The following is a 21,998-nucleotide window of genomic DNA, read 5'->3' on the forward strand; positions in this document are numbered from 1 at the left end:
GATTATAGATCATCACAGCAAGGGTGAGGCACGATGAACCGCAGCAGTTACTCGCTCACCTTACGGAGTTGGGTTTATTCACCCCGTATTCATGGAAAGGGACAGATTGAGGGGACTGGGGGGTGAGGGTCTGTGCATAAGGTGAGTTACTCGTTATGCCGCAGTCGCACGACGCGCACATGAAATTTCTGACCCGGATTGGGGACGGGAACGCCGATCACTTTCATCTGGAAATCAGCCGGTTCAAGGGCGAGTTCCACCGTGTGGAAAATCGTCGCCAGCGAGAGGGTGATCAAGACATCTGCCAAGCCAGCACCCATGCAAGTGTGCGCTCCCAACCCAAAGGGGGCATAGGTGTATGGTGCGGGAAGGGGACGATCCAGTTTGAAGGTGAATGGATCGGGGAAATGCTCTGGGAGGTAGTGCGTCAGCGCAGTGACCATCATGACGCTTGCCCCTTCGGGGATAGATCGCCCGCCAAATTCAAAGGTCTTTATCGCATGGCGAGGCATGATCGGGGCGACGGGGTAGAGGCGCATCGTTTCCACCACCGCGCCATGCAATGCTTTGAGCGCTCGCAGATCGTGCAGGGTGAACGATGCCCGCCCGAACAGATCGTCTACCTCGGCAACAACCTGTTGCAGCACTTCAGGATGTTTTAGAAGGGTGTAGAGCGTGAAACTCGTCGTATGGGCAGCGGTATCCATTCCGGCGAAGAACGCCCCAAAACCAATCGCGTTCAGATCGCCATCCGAAAGGGGCTTGCCGTCATGCCCAACGGCGTTCAATGCCGTATCGATCAGATCGTTTGTTTCGGCGTCATCGCTGCGGTGGCGCTCAAGAAGTTCGCGCATAAACGCCGCAGCGCGTGCTTTTTGCCGTGTGTACATGGGCAGTTTTAAGATGAACTCCGGCGCACTGCGCATGATTTTGACCATAATCATGTAGCGCAGGGTATCGCGCAGCGCCTCGAAATAGTCGCCAGAAGCTGCTCCCACCAGTGCCGTCCCCAGTTGGTCGGTGATCACTTTCTGCATGGTGGGGACAACACGGATCACCTCATCGCCTTGCCACGCCCGAATCCGTTGGCGGGTAAGGGCGGTGAGCGCCTCAAAGCGTGGGGCGATCATCTCCCGTGAATAGGCGGGGCGGAACAGCCTTCGATAGTGGTTATGAACAGCCCCATCCAGGGCTGGAAAGACCAGCGAACTGCCCATTTCTTTGTTCAACCCACCAAAGAATTCCCGTCCAGAGAGGACATTATCGCCCTCTTTCGCCATAAACTCGTTGGCGGCAAGCCCACCGAGGATGGTCAATTCGCGGGTGAGGGCGCGAACGCGGAAGATAGCCCCAAGTTTGTGATAGAGTTGGGTGAGAAAAGCGACGGTATCGCCGCCCATTTGAATGGCATTGCCGAGGATGGGCATCCCCGGCGCAAGCGTGGGCAGCGGCGCGGCGGTTTCGCCAATGCGCCATCCGGTAAAGACTGTTTCCATAAAACACCTTCTTATGAGTGCTGCTGAGGTGCAGTGGGGAATTGTAACAGATGGTCGCCGCCACCCCATTCGGCTATTGGCATGAACCCTTGCTTGCCAACCACGCCCAATACGCTACAATGGCACACTCGTAAAACGAAGGCTGAACACATAGACCTATGGCGGCAAAACGCAGCGACGAACGCACGCTTCAACGCGCCCAACAGCGTGCCGAATTCGCATTCTCCGATTCCCCCAACCCCGCGAACAACCGCCCCCGAAGGCACTTCACCCCTTTGGGAAAATTGACCGCCGCTGCTGCCGTTCTGATTGCCCTTGTGTTGGTCGGAATCGCCCTGCTTTTGCCGCCTTTTTCAATCTTGAATCGGATTATCCCAAACATTCCCATTCCCGATGGTATCGCCGCCCTTGATGGGCTACGGATCGAAGGTGGCGGGACGTTTGACGCCCGTCTATTGGCATTGACACGGGCAGAGTTCCTCGGTGAGCCGCTTCCGGCGGATACCCTTCTGCGGCAGGCGCGAACAGCATTCCCCCCTACCTTTACACTGCTCAGCAGCGTTTACCGGATAGCTTTTACCGAATTTAGCTCAGATACCCTGACGATCACGCTCGCCGTGCCGCCTGATGCTGGCGACTCCGCCACCCGCGATCTGTATGGGTATGACGCGGCGGCAAAGGCTTGGCGCTTCATTCCCGCGCAGCAGCATGATGGGGTTGTTGTCGCCACCCGCCCTTCAGCCGAGATGCCCGCCGCCCTCGCCCTTGTTCGTTTGCCGCCGCCGATTCCCACTGTGGCGGTGATGATTGAACCCGGTCAGTCGCTTACCCCACAGATTGCCGCTGCTGCAACGGTGATCTACCCTGCTGGTTTAACGCCTATCAGTTCAGGTGGCTTAGGCGGGGCGCTTCCCGCTGGCGTGGCGGTTGGGGCGGGCTATGCCGTCGCGCCGGTCCTGCGCAATTACGATGCGACGGGAAAGATTGACCCGCTTATAGCAGACCGCCTGACGAATCCGGCGTTTGTTCTTGAACACACACGGCGCATTGTCGAACTTGTCCAGACGAATGGCTTCACCGGTGTTGTTTTGGACTATCGGGGGCTAATTCAGGATCGCCGCGATAAGTTTACCGCCTTTGTGAAGGGACTCAGCCGTGAACTGCACGCCATTGGAGCAACGCTCACCATCGTCATTGCCCCGCCAACGGTTGATCCCTCTGGACAGAGCGATGCCTATGATTGGGCGGCGCTTGGTGCGGCGGCGGATGGTGTGGGGTGGGTGCTGCCCCTCACACCCTCTCTGTGGGGGCAAAGGAATACCGTTGACGCCGCCTTTCGGTGGGTGTTAGAGGCGGTAGATAGACGTAAACTTAGCATCGTCCTCAGCGCCCAAACGGTGGAGACAAGCGGCTCTGTTCGTACCATACCCTACCGCCAAAGCAGTGACCTTTTGGGGAAAATCAGTATCTCGCCCGGGACAGTCGTCAACCCAGGCAGCACGATCACCGTTGGTTTAACAGGAGGAACACCTGAATTCGGGGTGGATGCCAGCGCCGGCGCCCCATACCTACGGCTGACCACCGCCGAAGGGGTTATCACCCGTTGGATCACCACCGATGCCGCCTTCCGCACACGAATCGCCCGTCTTTTCCCGTATACTTTGGGGGGAGTTTTGATTTCTGATGTGGGGTTGGGCGGAACACCGACATGGATCATCGCCGCCCTAAACGATTATCGCTGGAGTGCGGCGGGGGCAAAATTCCTTGTCCCTGTGCCGGAGTCGCCACGCTTACTCTGGACAGTTCGGGATGGGACAGGTAAAGTGGTAGCAATGCAAGAAAGCGTCCCCAGTTTTAGCATGACCGTCATGGGGGCGCCGGGAACGCTGACCATTAGCGCGGAATTCGTGGGCTTAGGCTTGGGCTTAGAAGCGGTGACGGTGAACGTTGTGTTGCCCGCGCCGCCCCCACCCACCGCTACCCCACCGCCTTCCCCCACTCCAGACAGCACACCGCTGCCGCCGGGGGGATAGAAGGTTGGTTTCGCGCCAAAAACAGCGCTTCATCTGAGCTATGCTATGTAGGAAGAAAGAGACAACATGACCGCACGCAACACCATGACCTTTACGGCAGTACAGCCCGCCGATACTGCAAAACGTCGCCGCCAAATGACGACCTTTGCCCTCGTTTGGATGGGGATCACCTTGATCATTGGGGCGATCACCTTTGCCGCCCTTTTTGCCGCGACAGGGCTTGCCGCTCGCAACAACATTGGGGCAAACACAAACCGCGTTCAGCCTCCCCCGCCGCAAAACAACACAAATCTGGCGGCGGTCATTCAAATTACGGCAACGCCCCCCCCAGTGGTCGAGATACAGCCCACCACTGAATCTGTCGCCCCTGTCCAAGCTGCGCCTAGCGAAACACCGAACCTTCCCCTTCAGCCTACAAATGCCCCACCCACGCCAACCATCCAGCCCATTTTAGATACCGCCTTTGATTTAGGCATCGCCATCCAAAAGAACCCCGATCCGGCGGTTTATGCGCTTTGGGTACAAATGGCGGGCGACCAACTAAAACTGAATTGGGTGAAATCACAGGTCGTCTGGCGCGATACGGAATTGGCAAAAGGGCAGTACGAGTGGGGAGAACTGGATACAGCGATCAACCTTCTCTCGGCGGCAAACGTGAAAGTCCTTCTGAGCATCACGAAAGCGCCGGATTGGGCGCGTGATCCGGGGGCGAAACTTCAGCCGGGCGTCTTTGACGGTCCCCCCGCCAACCCGCAGGATTTTGCTGATTTCCTGACAGCGCTGCTCAACCGCTACAAGGGCAAGGTGCATGGCATTGAAGTGTGGAACGAGATCAACATTGATCGGGAATGGTCTACAAACCCCCCTGCCATTGATGCTCGTCGCTATGTGACGCTGCTCCAAAGCGCTTACCAAACAATCAAAAGCATTGATCCCTCGATTGTCGTGCTGAGCAGCGGGCTTGCCCCTACCGGAGCGAACATTCCGGGCGCGGTGACAGACGATTTCGTTTACATGGATCAATTGATCGCCGCCGGAATGCTCCAATTTGCCGATTGTGTCGGGGCGCATCACAACGGGCTGAACGTTCCGCCCACCGCCGATTACAACAACATTCCAGAGCGCGTCCCGCCCGCCTCTTACCGTGGACCATGGCAAAACCCACACCATAGTTGGTCATTTAAAAGCACCCTTGAAGGCTATGGACAGCGGATTGTGAACGCTGGCAGTTCCCTAAAATTGTGCGTGACGGAATTTGGCTGGCCCACCATGGAAGACCTAAAGGGACGTGGAAATCCCCGCGATGGGTTCGGCTTTGCCTTTGATAACACCCTTGCCGACCAAGCCGATTTCACCCGCCAAGCGATTGATATGATGGAGGCATCGGGCATTGTTCGCCTCGCCTTCCTGTGGAATCTGAACTATGGCGCACAAGCCGGCTGGCAGCTGGGCGATGCGACAGGCGACAATGTTTTGTGGTCGATCTTGGGTCCAGATTATCAGGCACGTCCGGTCTGGAACGTGATTGTTGAGAAGAACTTCCGAGGTCGGGCGCGGTTGGGGCAGTAATCCCACACGCCTGCGCCTCTTTGGGGGGACGTTACCGAAAGGGCGTTCCCCCGAATAAGGCGGTGATCGCCCGATAGAGACTTCAACGAGTCAACAAGATAGAACACGTTTCCCCTTACCCCTTCGAGATTTTTTATGCTGAATATTTCCGGTCATCCGCTAATCCAACACAAACTGACCATCCTACGCGATGTTCAGACAGACACAGTGAAATTCCGTCAACTGGTCAAAGAGCTAGGGACACTGCTCTGTTACGAGGCAACCCGCGATCTGATCATTGCGCCAACACCCATCCAAACGCCCATGGGGGCGACACAAGGGGCGACCTTGGCACAGGCAGTGGGGCTTGTCCCCATCCTCCGTGCTGGCTTGGGAATGGTGGAGGGTGTGTGGGAACTGATCCCGAATGCGCAGGTCTGGCATATTGGCATTTACCGTGACGAGAAGACACTCCGTCCAGTGGAATACTACAACAAACTTCCCGTTGAACCGGCGGTCAGCCTGTGCCTCATCCTCGATCCGATGCTGGCAACGGGCGGCTCGGCGGTGGCGACGGCGAATGTCTTGAAACGGTGGGGCGTCAAACGGATCAAATTTGTTGGCTTGATCGGCGCACCGGAAGGAATCAAGGCGCTCAGCGAGGCACACCCCGATGTAGACATATACCTTGCCGCCCAAGATGAGCGGCTGAATGACATTGGCTATATCGTCCCCGGTCTAGGCGATGCCGGAGACCGTCAATTTGGGACGAGTTAACGGGCGGCGTATCCCGCGCCCCAATAGCCTTTCCATGCCCGCTCTTTCGCCCGCCCGCCGTTGGCTCGCCGTCATAGTCATTTCGGCTGTGGCGGTACGTCTCGGTTACATTCTCGCTTTCGGGGGAACGCTCAACCTCCAGACGAGCGGCTATGACATTTACGCTGTGAATCTTATGGCGGGAAATGGTTATACACGCTTTCCCGATTTTCGCCCTGATAGTGATCTCCCGCCGCTTTACCCCGCCTTCCTCGTCGGTGTATATACCGTTTTAGGGCGCAGTGCGGCGAGTGTTGCCCTTGCCCAGATCGCCCTTGAAGTGGTCACGATCACCACAATATACGCCATTGGGCGGCGTGTTGGCGGGGCATGGACGGGGATCGTTGCCGCTGCCTTCACCGCCTTTTATCCCTACCTGTTATTTCAAAACCTCACCCTCAACGACACGGCAATTTTCCTCACCCTCCTTGCGTTGGCGGTTTTGGCGCTTTACCGCACCACCGAACGCCCGACCCTTGCCCGCGCTGCACTGGTGGGTGTGGTATTAGGGGGGGCGGCGCTGACGAAAACGCTTTGTTTGGCGCTGTTGCCCTTTGCCGCTGTGTGGTGGTGGCGCGTGCTTGGATGGCGGCAGGCGCTGCGTCTTTCGCTGGTGGTGGGCGGGGTGACGCTTGCCGTCCTTACCCCCTGGGTTGCCCGCAACATCGCCGTACAGGGCGGGTTTACCCTGATTAGCACAAACGATGGGAGCAATCTCCATCAGGGGAATAATCCGTGCGTTGCCGATTACCTTCTCAACGGGTGGGACGCCCAATGGGTGAACTGCCTCCCCTCCCCCCCGGAGGGCTTGAACGAGCTTGCCCTTTCGGCGTGGCATCGGGATCAGGCGCTTCGCTATATACAGGAACATCTAGGGGCAATGCCGCGCCTGTTCGCAGTGAAATTGTGGACATTGTGGAGTCCAGAAATTCTCCCTCGCGCCGTGCCGCCCGATGCGCGGCTAGGGGATACAGCCGCATTGCAATACGAGCAGCCCCTCTTTCGGGCGGCACGGATTGTCCATCTGCTCTATTTCACGCCGCTGCTGCTCTTGGGTGGGATCGGTTGGTGGCAGGCGGCACGGCGAGCGGCGCGAATAGCCCCGATCCTGATGGTCATTGCGGCGATCACCCTCGCCTATTTGGTGTTTCACCCCTCCACGCGCTACCGCGCTCCGGCTGATCCGTTTGTCTTTATCCTCGCTGCCTATGTGCTGACGGATCACCGTCAGCCCTACACTATAGTTCAAGGCGGTTGACCCCCTATTGGTTAACAGCCTTACTCATCACAATAGACTTACCGATGGGTTATGCTGCGGTGATCAAGGGGTAAACGAACTACGCTCGTCCTTCTTGTAAGAAAGTTGGTTGCAGTCCAACCGGCAAGGGTACGGCAATAGACAATTTCCTAACTTGACCTTGATCATTGCCCTGTGTTATCCTGAGACGACAATCACATAGACCAATGGCTGTGATGGAAACCAGTAGGTGGTGTGCAGCGATCAGCGAATCCGGGAATGGTGAGAGCCGGATCGGAAGCGCCGCCGAATATCCTTCCTGAGCCGCGATCTGAACAACGAGAGAATCCTTGTGGTCTCTTTTTAAGTAAGATAGTGCCGGGGTTATGCCGTCCGTTATACGGCGCGAGTGCCTGTCTTGGCGCATGATTGCTCATGCCTGATCAGGAATTAGGGTGGCACCACGGGAGTTGATACGGATGCTCTCGTCCCTTTTGGGACGGGGGCATTTTTTTTGAGGAGGCGTACTGTGCCTATTCACGAGGGTCAAAGCGCTCAAGGAATTCAATTGGAATCGGTGATCACCTGTCCGGCATGTGGGTTTTCCAAAACAGAAACGATGCCCACTGATGTTTGCCAGTTTTTCTATGTGTGCAGCGCTTGCGGGACACGCTTGCGCCCCAAAGAGGGGGATTGTTGTGTGTTTTGTTCGTATGGCAGTGTCCCTTGCCCACCGAAACAAGACCAGACATGTTCGACCTGCTCCTAGTGAAGGAAAAGGATTAAAGACTCCGCTTATGCCAGAAATCATCGTTCGCCGTGCCTCAGAGGGCGATCTGGAACGGATGCGTGCCATATGGCGTGAGGCAGCCGATCAGTATGCCACCCTTGACCCGCGTTACAAAGTCGCCCCCGATGGCGAGGCGCAGTGGGAAACCGCCCTCCGCAGTTGGCTTGTGCGGGCGGATACAGCGGTCTTGGTCGGTGTTATCGAGGGAAAACCCCTCGGCTATTTGGTGGGGATGGTAGAACATGGACGTCCGGGCTTTTTACCAGAGCGGTACGGCTATGTCAGTGAGCTTGCCGTTGATTTTCACACGAAACAGGGCGGCATGGGGCGAGCGCTTTTGAAGGCGTTCAAGGGGTGGCTGGCGGAACAAGGAATCGCCCATTTAGAGGCGCGTGTCCCGCTGGCTCAGCCCATTGCCCAAGCCTTTTGGCGAGCGCTTGGGGCGGGTAAGGTGTACGATCAAATGTGGCTGCCTGTGGGATCATCGGTAGGGGAGTGAGGAAAACCAGTGGTTCATCGAATCTCAGTCAGCCTGACCCGCTTTGCCGCATGGTTAGGAGTAGGGCGAGCGCAGTTTCTTTTTGCCTTATTCGGCGGAACAGGGCTTGCCAGTCTGATTCTGAACGCCGTCCGCCCCGCTCCGGCGTGGGTTGCCCCCCTCCAATCGCTACTGGCAGCCGGAGCGCTGGTTGGGGCAGCGCTGATTATCGTGACGAATTACCCAAGCGCCGAGCGGCGACAGGCGCTTTATGTGATCGTTCCAGCAGTGGGAGCGCTGGTCGTCGCGCTGCTCATCCCTTCTTTGTCCGTCGTCATGGTGGTGCTGGCGGTGGGCTGGTTGGTGATTGCCGCAGTGACGCTCCGTTCTCAAGTCCGCCAAGAGTATCAAGCAGCGATCAAGCTGCTCCGCAAAGGGGAGTACGAGGAAGCGATCAAGGTGATGACGGGGTTGATCAAGGCGGAAGGAGCGGCTGCCGATCACTACCGTTTTCGGGCAGAACTGTATCGCTTGACGGGAAAGGTGAAAAAGGCACGGACAGATTATGAACGGGTGATTGCTCTGACGCCTGATTCTGGGGTAGGCTACAACGGCGTTGCCGAATTACTGCTGCAAGTAGGCAATTATTCCGAAGCGCTCACCTTTGCTCACGAGGCGCTCTCGCGTGAGCCAAACCAATGGGTGGCAGCCTACAACACAGGGATGATCGAAGATCGCTTGGGGATGTGGCGTGAGGCGGAACATCACCTTCAACAAGCGTTAGACGCCGTGATCCCCGACAGCCGTCACCGCTTGTTGGCGCATTTTTGGATGCTCCGCGCACGCTTACAACAGGATGACAGAGAGGGTGTAGAAAAGGCGCTGCTCAAGCTGAAGGCAGAACGTGCGGGGCTGCGTGAATGGCAAACAATCTTCGAGAGCGCCGATGCCGCCATTCTGCGAGACGTTTTAGCAGTGGACGTTGAATTAGCCGGAGGGCTGGCAGAGGGTAAACTCTCGCCAGATGCCCTTAAGGAAACCGAGGGCAGCACAGGAGGAAACTAATCATGACGGAAGCCGTTGGAAATTCACCAGAAGCAGCCGCACCAAGTGCGGTACGCCCGAATCGCTTTTTACGGACATTGCTCATCCTGCTGGCAGCGGGAGTGGTTGTTGCTATCCTCGCCAATTTGATTCTGAATGGGCAGCGAGGCGCTCGGAATTCACCTCTTTCTTATGAGGAATTCCCCGGCGCAGTCAAGTTGGAAGAATTCAAGGCGCAAGGCGAAGACCGCACCATCTACGAGACAAAGGCAACGGTCAATCAAGTCTTTGAATTCTATGGGACGCGGCTAGGGAAAGAGCAGACCAGCGGATGTAAGAAGATTTACACCACCGACCCGCCCGATGCCGAGACGCCCGGAAAATCCTTTGCCCGCTGTGTGATCGATAATTCGCAGGATGAGATCGCCCAGACGCTCATGATCAGCATTACATACGACCTTACCAATGAGCGCACCTTGATTGAAGTGGTGCGCGAATGGGGCAGCCGTGGGAGCTGAACTACCTTCTTCTCCACTTGGGGTAGGGACAGGCAAGGGAGGGAGGGGGCTTCCGGCATGGCTGCCCCTTCTGGTAATGCTTGCCGCCTTTGCCCTCGCAGTGATCGTCGGGGTGCGGGTCTGTCCTGTCCTGAGCATCCTGCTTTTTCCGCCCGCACCGCCGCTGCCGCCGGGGGATGTTAAGCTGATCACAGAGTTCCCATCGGGCGGCATCGATTACGGCGAATGGCTCTACGGGACAGACATCAAGCCCTGTGAGGTCGTCGCGTACTATCAAGATCGGGTGGGCGACTGCGGCTTCGATATTGACTCGGGGTGTGGACGCAGCCCCGATTGGGGGCTGCTCCCCCGCGATGGACAGGCATTTCCGGTGGCAGCCTGTCAGGGCGTGCAGCGTTACGGTCCCTTTTACAGTGTCCGCTGGACGGTTCGTATTGCCGCTGGCTATACCGAAGATGGGAATACCCATATCCGCATCACCCGCGATGTCGGTGATTAAGCATTGGCAGCGATGAGGTCACAGATTGAATCACCCACCTTACGCAATTGGGTTTGTTCACCCCGTATTCATCCAAAGGGGCAGATTGAGGGAGAAGCCCCCTCAAAAAATGCATTCCCCCTCTCCCGCGGGAGAGGGGGCTAGGGGGTGAGGGTCTGTGTGTAAGGTGGTTGAATCAGATCGGCAGCGCCCTCTATGTACCGCCACAAACGTTCTTTGGGGTGAAGAGGGTGAAGAGGGTAGAACAACCAGTGCGAGGATGCCTTTCAAGCCCCGAAGGGGTGGCTGCTTTCAGCCCGCTGCTTTAGCGGCGGGATCATGCGCCATGCCGCTTGGTTCATTGTGGTTGTACTCAGTCTGCTTTGGGTGAGTGTCAAAACGCTATTCGAGTAGGAACAACAGCAAGGGTTTTTCAGCAATGAAGTTCAAACCGGTCTCGTCCCGTGTGGACATCCAAGCCCTAGAGGGTGAACAACTCGCCTTCTGGCGCGAGAAGAAAGTCTTTGAGCGCACCCGTACCGAGCGCGAAAGCGGCAAACGCTATGTCTTTTATGAAGGACCGCCAACGGCGAACGGACGCCCGGGCATCCATCACGTTATGGCGCGGTCTTTCAAAGATTTATTCCCTCGCTACCACATCATGAAGGGCGAATACGTTCTGCGCAAGGGTGGTTGGGATACGCACGGGCTGCCCGTTGAGATCGAGGTAGAGAAAGAACTCGGCATCAACCACAAGCGCGAGATCGAGGCGTATGGCATTGCCGAATTCAACAAAAAGTGCCGCGAAAGCGTTCTGCGCTACCTTGAGGATTGGGAACGCCTGACGGAACGGATGGGATTCTGGGTCTCTTTGGAGGATGCTTACGTCACCTTCAAGAACGAGTACATCGAATCCGTGTGGTGGATTCTGAAGCAGTTCTTTGATAAGGACTTGCTCTTTCAGGATTACAAAACCGTCCCCTACTGCGCCCGCTGCGGGACTCCGCTGAGCAGCCACGAAATCTCGGACGCCTATGAAGATGTAGACGATCCCTCGGTGTTCGTCCGCTTTCGGCTGAAAGATGAGCCGAACACTGCCTTCCTTGTCTGGACGACGACCCCCTGGACGCTCCCCGGCAATGTCGCCCTTGCCGTCGGGCGGGAGGTTGATTATGTCCTTGTTGAGGGACCGGCGCAGTATGGCGCAGAAGGCGAGACAGAACGCCTGATCTTGGCAAAGGCGCTCATGGGGAAGGCGCTCAAAAAGCCAGAGTTGTACACGGTTGTTCGGGAAATGAAGGGTGCAGACCTTCTAGGCAAGCACTACGAGCCGCTGTATACCTTCCTCCCCGTCACGGCGGATTACGCCTATGTGGTGGATGGATCGCACTTCGTCAGCACCGAGGATGGGTCGGGCATTGTCCATATTGCCCCCGCTTTTGGTCAGGACGATATGGAAATGGGCAAGGCAAACCGGCTGCCGACGCTGCTCACGGTGAAAGCGGATGGGGCGTTTGTGGATGCGGTAACGCCCTGGGCGGGCGTCTGGGTGAAGGATGCCGATCCACAGATCATCAAAGAACTGCGCGGGCGAAAACTGTTGTTTCGGGCAGAGACGTACCGCCACCCCTACCCGTTCTGTTGGCGGTGCAAATCGCCCCTACTCTACTATGCCCGTGAGACGTGGTATATTCGCACGACCCAGTTCCGCGATGAACTGGTCGGCTTGAACGATACAATCCACTGGACGCCTGACCACATCCGCGATGGGCGTTTTGGGATGTGGCTGGCAAACAACCGCGATTGGGCATTGGGGCGCGAACGCTATTGGGGGACGCCGCTTCCCGTCTGGGTGTGTGATAACCCTGAGTGCAAGCACAAGGAATGTGTTGGCGGGGCAAAGGAACTCAGCGCGAAGGTTGGGCGCGACCTGAGCGATCTTGACCTTCACCGCCCCTATGTTGATGAGGTGACATGGACATGTGCGGCGTGCAGTACGGGGACGATGCGCCGCGTCCCAGAACTGATCGATGTCTGGTTCGATTCAGGGGCGATGCCCTTTGCCCAGTGGGGCTACCCACACGGCGGCGAGGCGGCGAACAAACTCTTTGAAGAACAGTTCCCGGCAGATTACATCTGCGAGGCAATCGATCAGACACGCGGCTGGTTCTACAGTCTGCACGCCATCTCAACACTGCTGATGGGCAGTGTCGCTTACAAAAATGTGATCTGTTTGGGGCATCTTTTGGACGAACACGGGAAGAAAATGTCCAAGAGCAAGGGCAACGTGGTTGATCCTTGGTCGATCCTCAATAAGCAGGGGGCGGACACCGCCCGCTGGTATATGTACACAAGCGCCCCGCCGGGGGATAGCCGCCGCTTTTCGGGGAAACTTGTCGATGAGGTGATCAGCGGCTTTTACCTGACGCTGTGGAACACCTATAGTTTCTTCGTCACCTATGCCAACCTTGATTTCGCCGATGTGCGCGATATGCTGCGGGAAACTGTCCCCCTCCGCGCCCGTGATGAACTGGATCGTTGGATTTTAGGGGAGTTGAACACGCTCATCAGAACCGTCACACAGGCGTATGAGACCTACGATGTGACGGGCTGCACGCGCCCCATCGAAACATTCGTGGATGACCTCTCGAATTGGTGGCTGCGCCGTTCCCGCCGCCGTTTCTGGCAAGATTCCAGCGACGCGCAACATACGGCGAAACGTGCCGCCTATCAGACGCTCTATGAATGCCTGGTGGGAGTGGCGCGGCTGCTTGCTCCGGCAATGCCTTTCCTTGCCGAGGCGCTCTATCGCGGCTTGGTCACCGATCTGGATCCAACGGCGGCGGACAGCGTTCATCTGACGGCATGGCTGACGCCCAACGAATCGGTGATCGATCAGACGCTGCTGGACGAGATGCGGCTGATCAAACGTCTTGTCAGCCTCGGACACGCAGCCCGAAACAGCGTCAATCTGAAGGTGCGCCAACCGCTTGCCGAAGCCTCGTTTGGCGTGCGCACGGCGGCAGAAGCAGCCGCGCTGCGTCGCATGGCGCACACAGTGGGCGAAGAACTGAACGTGAAAGCAGTCCATGTCTTGGACGACTCTGCTACGGGAATGATGGTCAGCTATGTCCTGAACCCGCTCCCAGTGAAACTAGGGAAACGGTTGGGCAAGCACTTTCCGGCGGTGCAAAAGACACTCCGCGAGGGGGACGCTGCCAGCGTCACAGCATGGGCAACCGCGCTGCTTAAGGGGCAAAATGTCACCCTCGCCGTGAATGGCGCCTCGGTGGAGGTGACCCCCGATGAAGTGGAAGTGCTGCGGCGGGCGGCAGAGGGCTTTACCGTTGCTGAGGAAAACGGCTATGTGGCGGCACTTCAAACGGCGCTCACCGAGGCATTGATCCTCGAAGGGTTGGCGCGGGAGGTTGTGCGGCGGGTGAATACGATGCGCCGTGATGCCGACTATGGCTTGAGCGATACAATCACCGTCAGCTACACGGCAAGCGCGAAGGTGCGCCAAGCCTTAGCCCAGTTTGGGACGTATATTTCCGACGAAGTGCAGGCGACAGCCCTGACAGAAAGCACTGCCCCCAGTGGAGATCGCGTTGAGACCTTTGACTTTGACGGCGAAAGCGTGACACTGGCAGTCAAACGTGCCGGATAGTCATCCACTGTAGGCTGTCTCTATCGAGTTGTGGGGTTTGTTGCAACACTGACTCCGGCACTTAAAGCGCCGGAGTTACCATGCCAACAGAATCTGCGTTTGTATGCACCCATCAGGAGAGAAGGGTACACTCTTATGCCAAAAGTTATTTTTGTCGATTTACCCGAAGCCGCTGATTATAACGTGTACATTGTTGAACTTCCCTCCCAAGCGGATGAGAAAATCTATGTAGTTGATTTTCCCGCACAAGCACAGAAAAAGGTCTATGAGGTGGACGAACCGCGCAAGGCGGATAAAAAAGTCTACATTGTGAAATTTCCATCAGAGGCAACCTGACCTCTCGCGCCGACCATACCTTAGCAAGGGGGAGCTATGAGCTATGAGTGATTTGCATTACCGCACACCAGAGCGTTTTTTGGGTGTGGATGATGAAGCAGCGGATCGAGACCGCAGCGCTGTATGGGTCTTGCCCATCCCATTGGATATGACCACCTCCTACCTCGGCGGAACGCGGCACGGCGCGGCGGCGATCATTGACGCCAGCAACCAAGTCGAACTCTATGATCCGGTGCTAGGCAGCGAGGCGGCGCTGAGTTATGGCGTCCATACCTTGCCCCATTTTCACCCACCACTCGCCTCGGCAGAAGGGGCCGTGGCAGCGATCACGGCAGCGGTGTCCGATCTCCATCTTTATGATCGCCTGTTGGTGACGCTTGGCGGGGAACACAGCCTGACCCCCGGTGTTATTCGCGCTCTTGCCCCGCGTTTTCCGGGTCTGGTCATGGTGCAACTTGACGCCCATTGCGATCTGCGCGAATCCTTTGATGGGACGCCCTACAGCCATGCCAGCGCCACTCGCCGCTCATTAGGCTATGTCGAGCGCGTCTACCAGTTTGGGATTCGCTCCATATGCCAAGAGGAAGTTGATTTCCTTGCCGAAACAAGCCGTGTCCATGTGTGGTATGCCGACGCCATGCACGCGGATCGGGAACGGCTCTATCTGAAGGACATTCGCGCTGCCCTCAGCGGGCGTCCGATTTACCTAAGTATCGATTTAGACGGCTTCGATCCGTCGGTTTTTCCCGCCGTAGGGACGCCTGAGCCGGGGGGAATCAGTTGGTACGATGGCTTGGCGTTGATTCAGGCGGTGGTGGAGGCGGGAGATGTGGTCGCCTTTGATTGTGTGGAGTTGTGTCCTATGCCCGGGGCGCATGGGTCAGCGTTTGCGGCGGCGAAGTTGGTTTACAAAACGATGTCGATGATCATGCATAAACGCGGGCGCGTCTCAAAAGTATCCCCACTACAAGGGTAAGTTATGTCCCTGATTCAACGCCCCTGGGTAGAACCATCCCCCGTCACACCAAGCGAGGTTGTCCTCGCCGCCTGCGGAGGCGATGCGCTCATTGCGACGATCCTCACTCAGCGCGGATTCACCGATCCCGAACACATTCGGGCGTTCCTTGATCCAGATTCTTACGAGCCAACACCACCCGAAACACTTCCCGATCTAGTCAGTGCCTCGACACTGCTGGCAGAAGCGCTCCGCGCTGAGAAGAAAATCCTGATCTGGGGCGATTTTGACGCCGACGGACAAACGGCAACGGCGCTGCTCTATGAAGGGCTGACGCGCCTCGGCGGGGAGGCTGCCTATTACGTCCCCAATCGTCAAAGTGAGTCGCACGGGATTGGGATCGAACGGCTGCGCGAGCAAATCGCCCGCCACGCGCCCGCCGTGCTGATCACCTGCGACACAGGAATCACTGAATATGAGTCTATCCAAGAGGCAAAGCGGCTAGGACTTACGGTGATCATCACTGATCACCATAACTTAGGTGATCACCTCCCACCCGCTGACGCCGTGATCAACCCGAAGCGGCTTGCCGAAACAACCCCCCATCACCCGCTGATCACGCTCCCCGGTGTGGGTGTTGCCTATAAACTGATGCAGCACCTCTACATCACCCTAGATCGGGCGCGGGAGGTGGGGCGCTTGCTCGATCTCGTGGCGTTGGGGATTGTCTCGGATGTTGCTGAACAGGTGAACGATACCCGCTTTCTGTTGCAGATTGGTCTAAGCCAACTGCGGCGGGCGGAACGGGTTGGCTTAGCCGCACTCATGGCGGTGGCAAAGATTCAGCCAGAGGCGCTCACTGCCGAAGACCTCGGCTTCCAACTTGGACCGCGCTTGAACGCTGTGGGACGGTTGGGGGATGCAGCCCTTGCTGTGGAACTGCTGGTGACTCGTGACGCGCACCGTGCTGCCACCCTTGCCCAGACCCTCGAAGGGCTGAACAATGAGCGAAAATTGCTCTCCCGACAGGTGGAAGAATCTGCCGAGGCAATGCTCGAACGGGATCGGACACTCCTTGACCATGCTGCCCTTGTCATGTACAACCCAGAGTGGCAGGCGGGCATTTTGGGTATTGCCGCCAACACCTTAGCCGGGCGGTATGGTCGCCCTGTTGTGCTGCTCACCGGAGACGGTGATAGCCTCAGTGGGTCAGCACGCACGGCGGGCGGCTACGATATTGGCGGGGCAATTGCTCAGCACGGCGAGATGTTAGAACGCTATGGCGGTCATTTCGGCGCAGCGGGGTTAAGCCTCCAGCGCGAACGGTTGGATCAATTCCGGCGGCGTTTGTCGCGCACCCTTGTGGCGATGGGCGGCAAGCAGGAAATCCCCCCCCTCCAGATTGACTGCCTATTGCCCCTTTCAGAGATCACCGATGGGCTTGCCTACCGCCTTGAAAAACTCTCGCCCTTTGGGGAAGGAAATCCCCCCGTCGTGGCTGCCACGAAGGGTGTTCATCTCAGCCACGCGGCAATTTTGGGACGGGATGAGCGCCATCTGAAATTGACCATTGAAGATGATTCGGGGGCATCCCTGCCCGTTTTGTGGTGGGGCGGGGCAGAACGACGGATTCCCGAAGGCGTTTTTGACATTGCCTTTCTCCCGAAGATGCGGCGCGGCGAGTTGCAATTGGAATTCGTGGATTACCGCGAGACGGGTGAGGTATGGCTAGAGGATGTGGACACCTCCGCCATTACCATCCTTGATTGGCGGCGCGACCCCGCCCCTGCCCACCGTCTCGCCATACTGCTTGAGGATGGAACAGAGGCACAGGTTTGGGCAGAGGGCTTCTCGCGCCAAACGTACCCTCACTTCAAACGTCGTGCCGACCTCTCCGAAGGCGAGACACTGATTATTTACAGCGCCCCGCCCGACCCCAAAACATTGGCGGCGGTGATTGCCCGCGTCCAGCCCCAAACGATTCACTTGTTTGGCATTGACCCACCCATTGCCGACCTTCCGGCGTTCTTGCGTCTGCTTCAGACTGCTACCCGCAACGTGATTGCCCACTTCGGCGGGCGTACCACACTGGACATCCTCAGCGGGGCGATAGCGGGATCGCGGGCGGCGCTCCGCGCTGGTTTGGACTTTCTCGCCCTTGATGGGCAGATCACTCTCTCGTGGGTGGATGAAAACACGCTGACAATCGGTGAAGGGGACGGCACATCCGCCGGACGGGAGGTGCTGAAGCGTCCCTATGAGCGGCTTGTTATGGCGTTCGAGGAGATGAACGCCTACCGCCGCTACTTCCGCGTCTTGCCAACAAAGCAGATTGTGCGTGAAGCATGATTTATGCCATGATCAGTGGATGAGTCATCGCAGCAAACAAGGCGGGACGCATTCTAGCAAACGTTATGGGGAATGACGTATGTTTCATGGCGGCGGTTGGTTTTCTTTTCTAACGGCGGACTCCACAAAGCGTCCGAAGATTGATATTGCGCTGGTACGGCGCGTCTTTGCTTATGCCCGTCCCTATCGGGGGCGGATTATCCTCGTCTTACTGTCGATCACCCTAACAACCTTTTTGGGGCTGCTTTCGCCAGCGCTCTTTCGCCAGTTGATCGACGTTGCCCTGCCGAACGGCAACACGGCAATGCTGAATCTCTTGGCGGTGGGCATTGTGGCGATTCCCATCTTCAGCGGGGTGATCGCCATCCTCCAGCGCCGCCTAACTGCCGGCATTGGTGAGGGCGTGATCTACGAACTGCGGGTGGCGCTCTATACCCATCTGCAAAAGATGTCGCTGCGCTTTTTTACGCACGCCAAACCGGGCGAACTCATCAGCCGCCTAAACAACGATGTGGTTGGGGCGCAAAGCGCGATCAATAACACGATCATCAGCACGATCACGAATCTGCTTGCCGTTGTGGGGACGTTGGCGGCGATGCTCTCGTTGGAATGGCGGCTGACGATCTTAGGCTTGATTGTCGTCCCCTTATTCATCCTTCCGGCGTGGCGGGTGGGGCAAAAACTGCGCACCCTCATGCGGACGCAGAGCGAACTAAACGCCCAAATGAACGCCATGATCAATGAGACGCTCAACATCAGCGGGGCGCTGTTGGTGAAATTGTTTGGGCGTCTGCCAGAGGAAGTGGATCGCTTTGGCTCACGGGCGGCGGGCGTCCGCGATATTGGCGTTCAGCGGGCGGTGACGGGCAGCCTGATGTTCGTGAGTTTGGGGCTGATCAGCACGGTGGGGGTGGGCATCACCTATTGGGTGGGGGGGCATCTCGTCGTAGAGGGCGTTTTCACCGTCGGCTTGATTGTCGCCTTCGTGTTGTACCTCACTCAGGTTTACGGTCCCCTGCAAGCGCTGGCAAATGCGCCGGTGGAGTTTGCCACCTCGATGGTCAGCTTTGAGCGCGTGTTTGAGATCATCGATCTCCCCATCGAAATTGCCGAGAAGCCAGACGCGCTCACGCTGAGCGAGGTGCGCGGGGAGATCACTTTTGATCAGGTGACGTTCAAATACTTAGACGAAGAAGGGGGAACGCTCAGTGAGGTACGGCGTGGGGCGGAAGTGCGCGGTGTCTTTTCGCTTGGCGAGCGCCCCACCAACGGCACAGAGTCCGATTCCTCACTGCCACATACCCAAGCACGTACCGTCGCCCTAGAGAATGTATCTTTCACTGCCAAAGCTGGACAATTGATCGCGCTGGTTGGTCCCAGTGGGGCGGGCAAGACGACCATCACCTACCTTTTGCCGCGCCTTTACGATCCTACCTCTGGGCGCGTCCTTTTGGATGGGCATGATCTGCGTGATTTGAAACTCAGCACAATCACCGATTCCATTGGAATGGTTACACAGGAAAACTACCTGTTCCATGACACCATCCGCACAAACTTGCTCTATGCCCGTCCGGGGGCGACCGATCACGATCTTCATGAGGCGTGCCGAGCGGCGAACATCCATGATTTCATCATGGGCTTGCCCAATGGCTATGATACGATGGTCGGAGAGCGCGGTTATCGCCTGAGTGGTGGGGAGAAACAGCGCATCGCCATTGCCCGTGTGATCCTGAAAAACCCACGCATCCTCGTTTTGGACGAGGCAACCTCCCACCTTGATTCGCAGTCAGAGGCGTTGATCCAAACGGCATTAGAGCGCGTTATGACGGGGCGGACGAGTTTGGTGATTGCCCATCGCCTTAGCACGATCCTTGCCGCTGATCATATTTTGGTGCTGGATCGTGGGCAGATTGTTGAACAGGGTTCACATGGGGAACTTGTGGCGCAAGGCGGCTTATACGCCACCTTGTACGAAACCCAGTTTCGGGGCGATCAAACCCCCGCCTAACGGTCAACTATAATGAAAAGGCGGGATCAGGATCGATCCCGCCGAAAACAGGGGACAAAAGCAGCCACCCTTTCGGGGATTGAATTAGGATGGCTGCCTAGGAAGGGCTGCGTTCTTCATCCCAAAGGCGTTTAGAGGATGTACTTAGAGCAGTTTAACGATCCCATCGTCCAGATCATAACGCGCTGCCACAATCATGATGTGCTGTTCGTGCAGTGCCTCGGAAATAATCGGTTCGCTCTCCCCCAGTGATTCTGCGACCATGACTGCGTTGGCGGTCACTGTCGCTTCGATCAAATCGCCTCCCTTGTCATGAACACTCTCAACTGCGGGCTTGATTGCCTCTGCCAAGCTGCTGATCTTGCCGGGGAAGGTGGCATTTTTCGTCACCATGTCTACGGCAGCCGAAACCGCCCCGCAGCGTTCATGTCCTAGTACCATAATCAGCGGCGCACCGAGATATTCTACCGCGTATTCGATGCTCCCAATGACGACATCGGCAAGCACGTTGCCAGCGGTGCGCAGCACAAACAAATCTCCCAACCCCTGATCAAAGAGAATCTCCGGCGCAATACGGGAATCGGAACATGTCAGGATTATTGCGAAGGGCGATTGCCCTTTGGCGACTTCGATCCGCCGTTCTTCCGTCTGATCGGGGTGTTCCAGTTTCGATGCCACATAGCGTGCGTTGCCTTCCATCAATTTGATCAAGGCTTCTTCAGGCGTAAGGGCAGAATCTTTACCAGGAATCAATCCTTGATAGGGCAAAGGTCTATCAGAGGCTCGAAGAATACTGGGGGGTACCCGAAAGCATCGCAGCGGCGGTGCTTGCCGTCAGCAGGCTTAGAAAATGGCGAGGCGATAGAGAGGAACTATCATCCCTAGTATTAGACATAGGACGCCCCCAAAAAGAAATAAGAATCGAATTAATAGTACCACAGAAATAATTTATCTCCAAATGCTCTTGAGCATCAGTTGTTGTGAATGTTGCCATATCGTGAGGCACGCCCAGGGACGTTGAGTACAAACGTCCGAATCATTGACCGCTGAAGGCGCTGGCACGTGCCTCTTGATTGTCCTTGTGTTGCCTTCCACCTCAGACAAACGAGGTTGACTGTAGAGCGAACTGCACTACAGCCCACGTCGAAACAAGCGGCGGCGTACTACACGGCGCACCACCCCCCGACGAATTGCCCGACGGCGTAAGCGGCGAAAGAAAAATCCCATGATCGCGCCTCTCTTTCCCTTCTATCCTCAATCTCAGATTCACCTATACGCTAAGGTAAGGCAAATTCATGTCTTGTTTGTTCCCTAGATGTAAACTAAGTGTAATATACACAGAGTGACTGGTCCGAGAGGTCTTAGGGAGGTATTTGATGAACATCCCAAAATATTGGGCAAAGAGCGTCCAATCAGCCCAAACGATACAAGGGAAAACCGTCCAGTTCACGGCGTGGCAGTGGTCAGACACCAGCCCTGAGGACGCCCGCTACAAGGCAGAAAGCCGCGCCCGACAGCTTGCTCAAAAGCTGCTCAGCGGGCAAGCCCTGAATCGTTACTTTTATGGCGAACGCCCGCCGCGTGAAGAAATTCTGGATCGGATCGTCAATGGCGCTGGCAAAGAGATCGCCCTAATTACTCGCAATGCCTACGGCGCACAAGTCTTGAATGCAGCGAATGCGATGTTCATTGATATTGATTTTCCCGACAGCGCGAATACCACGCCGCGTCGAGGGTTGTTCCGTAAGCCCTCGCCCGTCGTAAGTCATGAAGAAGCAGCAGTGCAAAAGGTGAGATTATGGGCGGCGGGGCGACCCGATCTGGGGATTCGCGTTTACCGCACCTTCGGCGGGCTGCGCTGTTTGGTCACGTCCCACCTCTTTCATCCGGCAGATCGGGACGCATTGGCTATTTTGCAGGCGTTGGAGAGCGACCCACTCTACATTCGCTTATGTCAGGCACAGGCGTGTTTCCGCGCCCGTCTGACGGCAAAACCCTGGCGGATGGGCATTAAGCCACCGCCTTTTGGCTGCGTCTACCCCTGGGAAACGCCGAGTGCCGAAACGACCTTTCGCGGGTGGGAAAAAACCTATCAGCAAAGCAGCCAACAATATGCCGCTTGTCACTACCTTGTCCACCTCGGTCCGGGCAGTGTCCATCCAGAGATCGAACCCATTCTGAAATGGCACGACAACACAGCCTGTTCGCGGCAAAACCTCCCCCTAGCTTAACCGATAGAAACCAT

The 21,998-nt window shown here is 57.0% G+C and carries 16 protein-coding genes; 14 read left to right on the forward strand and 2 right to left on the reverse strand.

Features of this window, described 5'->3' with window-relative positions; genetic code table 11:
* Positions 1-146 precede the first annotated feature (146 nt).
* Positions 147-1,496: a cytochrome P450 gene (locus tag HS103_08945; protein MBE7512926.1), complete on the reverse strand. Its 1,350-nt coding sequence runs from the start codon at positions 1,494-1,496 to the stop codon at positions 147-149.
* Positions 1,497-1,654: 158 nt separating this feature from the next.
* Between HS103_08945 and HS103_08950 the strand changes: the two genes are divergently transcribed.
* From HS103_08950 to HS103_09010, 13 genes are all read left to right on the forward strand, one after another.
* Entirely contained in the window at positions 1,655-3,529 is a 1,875-nt protein-coding gene (locus HS103_08950) for a hypothetical protein (protein ID MBE7512927.1), read from the forward strand.
* Positions 3,530-3,595: 66 nt separating this feature from the next.
* Entirely contained in the window at positions 3,596-5,098 is a 1,503-nt protein-coding gene (locus HS103_08955) for a hypothetical protein (protein ID MBE7512928.1), read from the forward strand.
* A 135-nt stretch (positions 5,099-5,233) separates the two neighbouring features.
* Entirely contained in the window at positions 5,234-5,854 is a 621-nt protein-coding gene (gene upp, locus HS103_08960; GenBank protein ID MBE7512929.1) for a uracil phosphoribosyltransferase, read from the forward strand.
* Positions 5,841-7,151 carry a glycosyltransferase family 39 protein gene (locus HS103_08965; GenBank protein ID MBE7512930.1) on the forward strand — a complete coding sequence of 437 codons (1,311 nt, stop codon included), beginning with the start codon at positions 5,841-5,843 and terminating at the stop codon, positions 7,149-7,151. Before upp ends, HS103_08965 begins: the two co-directional genes overlap by 14 nt.
* Before the next feature lie 776 nt (positions 7,152-7,927).
* A complete protein-coding gene (locus tag HS103_08970; protein ID MBE7512931.1) occupies positions 7,928-8,419 on the forward strand; it encodes a GNAT family N-acetyltransferase in 492 nt (163 codons plus the stop codon).
* A gap of 9 nt (positions 8,420-8,428) precedes the next feature.
* A complete protein-coding gene (locus HS103_08975) occupies positions 8,429-9,463 on the forward strand; it encodes a tetratricopeptide repeat protein (protein ID MBE7512932.1) in 1,035 nt (344 codons plus the stop codon).
* A gap of 2 nt (positions 9,464-9,465) precedes the next feature.
* A complete protein-coding gene (locus tag HS103_08980; protein MBE7512933.1) occupies positions 9,466-9,960 on the forward strand; it encodes a hypothetical protein in 495 nt (164 codons plus the stop codon).
* Entirely contained in the window at positions 9,950-10,459 is a 510-nt protein-coding gene (locus tag HS103_08985) for a hypothetical protein (protein MBE7512934.1), read from the forward strand. Before HS103_08980 ends, HS103_08985 begins: the two co-directional genes overlap by 11 nt.
* A 418-nt stretch (positions 10,460-10,877) precedes the next feature.
* Positions 10,878-14,105, forward strand: coding sequence for an isoleucine--tRNA ligase (locus HS103_08990; protein MBE7512935.1), 3,228 nt, complete (start codon positions 10,878-10,880; stop codon positions 14,103-14,105).
* Positions 14,106-14,240: 135 nt separating this feature from the next.
* The gene (locus HS103_08995) at positions 14,241-14,441 is read left to right on the forward strand and encodes a hypothetical protein (GenBank protein MBE7512936.1); all 201 of its coding nucleotides are present in this window, start codon (positions 14,241-14,243) and stop codon (positions 14,439-14,441) included.
* A gap of 43 nt (positions 14,442-14,484) precedes the next feature.
* Positions 14,485-15,417 (forward strand): agmatinase, encoded by a 933-nt coding sequence (gene speB, locus HS103_09000; protein ID MBE7512937.1) that lies wholly within the window; start codon positions 14,485-14,487, stop codon positions 15,415-15,417.
* A gap of 3 nt (positions 15,418-15,420) precedes the next feature.
* On the forward strand, positions 15,421-17,745 hold the full coding sequence (recJ, locus tag HS103_09005) for a single-stranded-DNA-specific exonuclease RecJ (protein ID MBE7512938.1): 2,325 nt from the start codon (positions 15,421-15,423) through the stop codon (positions 17,743-17,745).
* 79 nt (positions 17,746-17,824) lie between these two features.
* The gene (locus HS103_09010; protein MBE7512939.1) at positions 17,825-19,753 is read left to right on the forward strand and encodes an ABC transporter ATP-binding protein; all 1,929 of its coding nucleotides are present in this window, start codon (positions 17,825-17,827) and stop codon (positions 19,751-19,753) included.
* Positions 19,754-19,897: 144 nt separating this feature from the next.
* Here HS103_09010 and HS103_09015 read toward each other — a convergent pair whose 3' ends face one another.
* The gene (locus tag HS103_09015; GenBank protein ID MBE7512940.1) at positions 19,898-20,452 is read right to left on the reverse strand and encodes a carbonic anhydrase; all 555 of its coding nucleotides are present in this window, start codon (positions 20,450-20,452) and stop codon (positions 19,898-19,900) included.
* A 677-nt stretch (positions 20,453-21,129) separates the two neighbouring features.
* Between HS103_09015 and HS103_09020 the strand changes: the two genes are divergently transcribed.
* Positions 21,130-21,984, forward strand: coding sequence for a hypothetical protein (locus HS103_09020; protein MBE7512941.1), 855 nt, complete (start codon positions 21,130-21,132; stop codon positions 21,982-21,984).
* The last annotated feature ends 14 nt before the right edge of the window (positions 21,985-21,998 follow it).

This window comes from Anaerolineales bacterium (assembly GCA_015075625.1).
Lineage (GTDB): Bacteria > Chloroflexota > Anaerolineae > Aggregatilineales > UBA2796 > UBA2796.

Coding starts and splice junctions, on each gene's coding strand:
- speB (MBE7512937.1), top strand. CDS start 14,485: ATGAGTGATTTGCATTACCGCACACCAGAGCGTTTTTTGGGTGTGGAT.
- HS103_08950 (MBE7512927.1), top strand. CDS start 1,655: ATGGCGGCAAAACGCAGCGACGAACGCACGCTTCAACGCGCCCAACAG.
- HS103_08990 (MBE7512935.1), top strand. CDS start 10,878: ATGAAGTTCAAACCGGTCTCGTCCCGTGTGGACATCCAAGCCCTAGAG.
- HS103_08970 (MBE7512931.1), top strand. CDS start 7,928: ATGCCAGAAATCATCGTTCGCCGTGCCTCAGAGGGCGATCTGGAACGG.
- recJ (MBE7512938.1), top strand. CDS start 15,421: ATGTCCCTGATTCAACGCCCCTGGGTAGAACCATCCCCCGTCACACCA.
- HS103_09020 (MBE7512941.1), top strand. CDS start 21,130: ATGAACATCCCAAAATATTGGGCAAAGAGCGTCCAATCAGCCCAAACG.
- HS103_09015 (MBE7512940.1), bottom strand. CDS start 20,452: ATGGAAGGCAACGCACGCTATGTGGCATCGAAACTGGAACACCCCGAT.
- HS103_08955 (MBE7512928.1), top strand. CDS start 3,596: ATGACCGCACGCAACACCATGACCTTTACGGCAGTACAGCCCGCCGAT.
- HS103_08945 (MBE7512926.1), bottom strand. CDS start 1,496: ATGGAAACAGTCTTTACCGGATGGCGCATTGGCGAAACCGCCGCGCCG.
- HS103_08980 (MBE7512933.1), top strand. CDS start 9,466: ATGACGGAAGCCGTTGGAAATTCACCAGAAGCAGCCGCACCAAGTGCG.
- HS103_09010 (MBE7512939.1), top strand. CDS start 17,825: ATGTTTCATGGCGGCGGTTGGTTTTCTTTTCTAACGGCGGACTCCACA.
- HS103_08995 (MBE7512936.1), top strand. CDS start 14,241: ATGCCAAAAGTTATTTTTGTCGATTTACCCGAAGCCGCTGATTATAAC.
- upp (MBE7512929.1), top strand. CDS start 5,234: ATGCTGAATATTTCCGGTCATCCGCTAATCCAACACAAACTGACCATC.